This is a genomic window from Streptomyces sp. SID14478 (assembly GCF_010548525.1).
In the GTDB taxonomy this organism is placed as follows: Bacteria; Actinomycetota; Actinomycetes; order Streptomycetales; family Streptomycetaceae; genus Streptomyces.
This window is the reverse complement of sequence record NZ_JAAGMG010000685.1, coordinates 1-4036: the sequence shown is the minus strand read 5'-3', so window position 1 is coordinate 4036 and position 4036 is coordinate 1. Positions and strand designations below refer to the sequence as shown.

Sequence of the window (4036 nt, the reverse complement as noted above, 5' to 3'; positions counted from 1 at the left end):
GGTGGCAGGGCGACAATCGGTGCGGGTCGTGGACGGCGACGGCTGGCTGCTCGGCGATACCGGCAGCGGCTTCTGGCTCGGCCGACAGGCGCTGCGCGGCGCGCTGCGGGCGGTGGACGGCCGGGAGGAGTGGGGGCAGTTGGTGTCGCTGGTGCTCGACCGGGTGGTGCCGGGACGCGCCGACCCCGCACTCGACTGGCACGGCCGGCACCGGCTCAAGCAGGCGATCGCCGGCTGGGCCTACGGGCAACGCCCCGTCGCGCTGGCCGAGTTGAGCCCTCTCGTGGCGACGGCCGCGGAGCGCGGTGACCTGCGGGCCCGGCGCCTGCTCGACGAAGCGACCCGGCACCTGGCCGACACGGTGGCCGTACTGGAGCCCGCCCCGGGGGAGTCGCTGGTCATCACGGGTGGACTCCTCGGGCCCGGCGGCCCCCTGGGGGACCGGCTGCGCGCGGCCGTACAGCCGATGGGGCTGCGGTGTTCCGCGGTGCCGGACGGGGTGGGCGGTGCGGTGGCGCTGGCCCGGACGCTCGCCGCCGAATCGGCCGGGACACCTTGACGGTACCGCCGGTCTGGTTCAATCTTTCATCTAATAGCGCGAAAATTGAATCAACGAACCAGAGGTGGTCGGGGTCATGGCGGAACAGCGGCTCGGCGCAAGCGAGTTGGCGGATCAAGTGCGCGAGCACATCGAGCGCGCGGTCTCCACGAACAAGGAGGGCGTCACCGCGACGGCCCGGCTCATCGCGGACTGCGTCGCGGCCGACGGCGTCGTGCACGCCTTCGGCACCGGCCACTCGCAGGCGACCGCGCTGGAGATCTCCGGACGCGCGGGCGGCCTCATCCCCACCACCCGCATCGCCCTGCACGACCTGGTCCTGCGCGGCGGCGAGGACCGTGACGTGCTCGCCGACCCGCTCCTGGAGCGACGCCCCGGGCTCGCCGCCCGCCTCTACGAGCTGAGCACCCCGCGTCCGCAGGACCTGTTCGTGATCATCTCGAACTCGGGCGTCAACAACTCGATCGTCGACATGGCCCTCCTGGTCAAGGAGAAGGGCCACCCGCTGATCGCCCTCACCTCGCTGGAGCACACCCGCTCCGTCCCCGCGCTGCACGCGAGCGGCAGCCGTCTGGCCGACCACGCCGACGCCGTCCTCGACAACTGCGCGCCCACCGGCGACGCGATCCTGCCGCTGCCGGACGGGGCCAAGCTCTGCGGCGTCTCCACGATCACCTCGGCGCTCCTCGTCCAGATGGTCGTGGCCGAGGCGGTCGCCCTGCTGCTCGCCGAGGGCCACGAGCCGCCGGTCTACGTCTCCGCGAACCTGCCCGGCGGTTTCGAGCGCAACGGCCGCCTGGAGGACCACTACGCCGGACGCCTGCACCGCGGCGGGCACTGACCCGCACGGCCGCGTACGTCTCGGACAGACTGCTCATACCGCCCGCTGATCAATTAGGTTGGTCGGAGCAGCAGCGGCACAAGGTACGTACGCACGTACGAGAGAAAGCTGATGTCCGAGATGAACGCGTTCGAAGCAGGCGTAGGGAGCCGCGCGCGGCTCACCCAGACACCCGAATGGCAGGCGCTGGTCAGGCACCGGGAGCAGCTGGGCGACGTGCAGCTGCGCGAGCTGTTCGCCGCGGATCCGGCGCGCGGGTCGAACCACGTGCTGGACGTCGGCGATCTGCACCTCGACCACTCCAAGCACCTGGTCACCGACGAGACGCTGCGCCTGCTGCGCGAGCTGGCCGCCGCGACCGACGTCTTCGGTCTGCGGGACGCCATGTTCCGCGGCGAGAAGATCAATACGACCGAGGACCGGGCCGTGCTGCACGTCGCGCTGCGCGCCCCGCGCGACGCCGTGATCGAGGTCGACGGCGAGAACGTGGTGCCGGGCGTGCACGCGGTGCTCGACAAGATGGCCGCGTTCGCCGACAAGGTCCGCTCCGGCGAGTGGACCGGCCACACCGGCAAGCGCATCAAGAACGTCGTCAACATCGGCATCGGCGGCTCCGACCTCGGCCCGGCGATGGCCTACGAGGTGCTGCGCTCCTTCACGGACCGCGACCTCACGGTCCGCTTCGTCTCGAACGTCGACGGCGCCGACCTGCACGAGGCCGTACGCGACCTGGATGCGGCGGAGACGTTGTTCGTCATCGCCTCGAAGACCTTCACCACCATCGAGACGATCACGAACGCGACGTCCGCGCGCAGCTGGCTGCTGACCGAGCTGAAGGCGGACCAGGACGCCGTCGCCAAGCACTTCGTGGCGCTGTCGACCAACGGCGAGAAGGTCGCCGAGTTCGGCATCGACACGGCCAACATGTTCGAGTTCTGGGACTGGGTCGGCGGACGTTATTCGTATGACTCCGCGATCGGCCTGTCCCTGATGATCGCCATCGGGCCCGACGCCTTCCGCGAGATGCTCGACGGGTTCCACCTCGTCGACGAGCACTTCCGCACGGCGCCCGCGGAGTCGAACGTGCCGCTCCTGATGGGCCTGTTGGGCATCTGGTACGGCAACTTCCACGACGCCCAGTCGCACGCCGTCCTGCCGTACAGCCACTACTTGTCGAAATTCACCGCCTACTTGCAGCAGCTCGACATGGAGTCGAACGGCAAGTACGTGCAGCGAAACGGCGAGGAGGTCGGCTGGCAGACCGGCCCGGTGGTGTGGGGCACGCCCGGCACCAACGGCCAGCACGCCTACTACCAACTCATCCACCAGGGCACGAAGTTGATTCCGGCCGACTTCATCGGTTTCGCGGAGCCCGTCGCGGACCTGCTGCCCGGGCTCGTCGCCCAGCACGACCTGCTCATGGCCAACTTCTTCGCGCAGACGCAGGCGCTGGCCTTCGGCAAGACGCCGGACGAGGTGCGCGCGGAGGGGGTGCCCGAGGAATTGGTGCCCCACAAGACGTTCAAGGGCAACCACCCCACGACGACGATCCTCGCGAAGTCCCTGACGCCTTCCGTGCTCGGTCAGTTGGTCGCCCTCTACGAGCACAAGGTGTTCGTGCAGGGTGCCGTGTGGAACATCGACTCCTTCGACCAGTGGGGCGTCGAACTCGGCAAGGTCCTCGCCAAGCGCGTCGAGCCGGCCCTGACGGATGGTGCGGACGTCCCCGGGCTGGACGAGTCGACCAAGGCCCTCGTCGCCAAGTACCGCGCACTGCGAGGGCGTTGAGTTATTCGGATGCGGGGGCGCCGCCCGGCGGGTGAGACTGCCTGTCAGTGACCCAGCCGGGAGGCACCCCTGTGGACCAGCTCATGTCGGCACTCGCCGACCCCGAACGACTCAGGCTGTACGCGCGCATAGTGCTCGACGAGCTGCCCCCGCGAGAGGCCGACTCCCCGGTCGCGCGCAAGCATCTGGGCAGGCTGATCGCGGCCGGCCTCGTCGAGCGGCTGGACGACGGGTCGCTGCGCGCCGGGCCCGAGGTGTTCCGCCGGGCCCGCACGCCCGAGCCCACCACGGGAGTCCCGCGCCACCTCACCGGCTTCTTCGCCCGCGGCCGGCTGACCACGATCCCGGTCCGCCCCGCCGTGCGCCACGAACTCCTCGCGCACCTCACGGACACCCTCTTCGAGACCGACCGCACGTACAGCGAGCGCGAGGTCAACGACGCGCTGCGCACGGTCCACGACGACACCGCCGCCCTGCGCCGCTACTGCGTCACCGACGGCCTCCTCGTACGCGCGCAGGACGGCTCCGACTACCGGGTCCCACAGCCCGCGTGAGCCGACGCGGCACGCGCACGGTCCGACTACCGGACCGGCAGCACGCGTGAGCCGTCGCCGCACGCCCAGGTCCCCACAGCACGCGTAGGGCCCCGCATCCCGGGGGAATGCGGGGCCCTACGTGCAGCGGTGCTACGCGACAGCCGGCGGATACAGGTCCGGCGGCAGCTGCGAGGCCGCGGCCGTGTCGAGCAGCCACAGGGTGCGCGAGCGTCCGTACGCGCCCGCCGCGGGGGCCTGGATCTCGCCCGCGCCCGACAGCGCGATCGCGGCGGCGTTCGCCTTGTCCTCGCC

At 70.7% G+C, this 4036-nt stretch carries 4 protein-coding genes and 1 pseudogene; 4 read left to right on the top strand and 1 reads right to left on the bottom strand.

Annotated features, from left to right (window positions below; genetic code table 11):
• The 4 genes from G3I40_RS22745 to G3I40_RS47310 all read left to right on the top strand — a co-directional run.
• Positions 1 to 559, top strand: a 559-nt coding sequence (locus G3I40_RS22745; RefSeq protein WP_343245003.1) for a BadF/BadG/BcrA/BcrD ATPase family protein, incomplete at its 5' end; no start/stop codon positions are given.
• 76 nt (positions 560 to 635) lie between these two features.
• Positions 636 to 1400 carry an SIS domain-containing protein gene (locus G3I40_RS22740; RefSeq protein ID WP_164303982.1) on the top strand — a complete coding sequence of 255 codons (765 nt, stop codon included), beginning with the start codon at positions 636 to 638 and terminating at the stop codon, positions 1398 to 1400.
• Between the two features lie 120 nt (positions 1401 to 1520).
• Positions 1521 to 3188 carry a glucose-6-phosphate isomerase gene (pgi, locus tag G3I40_RS22735; RefSeq protein WP_164303984.1) on the top strand — a complete coding sequence of 556 codons (1668 nt, stop codon included), beginning with the start codon at positions 1521 to 1523 and terminating at the stop codon, positions 3186 to 3188.
• Positions 3189 to 3520: 332 nt separating this feature from the next.
• Positions 3521 to 3742: a DUF2087 domain-containing protein gene (locus G3I40_RS47310; RefSeq protein ID WP_239091895.1), complete on the top strand. Its 222-nt coding sequence runs from the start codon at positions 3521 to 3523 to the stop codon at positions 3740 to 3742.
• Between the two features lie 132 nt (positions 3743 to 3874).
• Here the strand turns inward: G3I40_RS47310 and G3I40_RS47305 are convergent.
• Positions 3875 to 4036, bottom strand: a pseudogene (locus tag G3I40_RS47305) (6-phosphogluconolactonase); the annotation flags it as partial.